The sequence below is a fragment of the Vibrio sp. S12_S33 genome, from assembly GCF_963889785.1.
GTDB classification, from domain to species: domain Bacteria; phylum Pseudomonadota; class Gammaproteobacteria; order Enterobacterales; family Vibrionaceae; genus Vibrio; species Vibrio aestuarianus.
This window is the reverse complement of sequence record NZ_CAWPQZ010000197.1, coordinates 1-751: the sequence shown is the minus strand read 5'-3', so window position 1 is coordinate 751 and position 751 is coordinate 1. Positions and strand designations below refer to the sequence as shown.

Sequence of the window (751 nt, the reverse complement as noted above, 5' to 3'; positions counted from 1 at the left end):
AAGAATATATTTTGAGAACATGGTCAGCCGCGTTACCATCACGATAACCCACAACAATATCACCATTACTTAATGCAGTAACTTGGGCATATTGAAGCCACGTATAATCACTATCTATCGTAACGGGACTTACAACTTGATTACCATTTTGATCGTGCACCTCTAAAACAAGAGAGGAAGGAGTAGTGGCAGTTGTCGTATAAACAGATACGATATTTCCATCGGAGGTTTCATCAATATTGGTAAAATATCCGAAGCTATTAACATAAAAATCGGACGTCTGCGTACCGTTTTCATCAATGATCGCCACTCCCATATAATAGGTTCCGTTATGTGCAACCTGCACACTCACAGCAAAACTCCCATTAGCTAAGGTAATAATATCTTGTGGAGATCCTAGGTTATTTCCATCAACAGTAATCAAGAATTCACTCGTTGCAGCCGTTCCATCTTCATTGTAAATACGACCTCTCGTTGACCATCCACTCGATGCATCAAGCCAGGCTATCGCATATTTTCCATCAGATAAGCTGGTGGTTTGTGATGCACTTTGATTTCCTGCCGTGGATGTGTTTGCAATCGTTGAAGCGGAACCCGCTTCAGCAAACGTCAAATCGGTAGGTGGATGGGACACTAGATTGTCACGATAATCGAAATCTCTGCTTAACCCTACCGCGTCAGAGCCATCGGCTGATATGTCTCCATCGGTATCAGATAAGGCAAACTCCCCTGACGCAGAAATATTCTCATC

The 751-nt window shown here is 42.6% G+C and carries 1 protein-coding gene; it reads right to left on the bottom strand.

The window, feature by feature from the left end; all coding sequences use genetic code 11:
- A partial coding sequence (locus tag AACW06_RS19825; protein WP_202884124.1) for a hypothetical protein occupies nt 1-751 on the bottom strand: 751 nt, incomplete at both ends.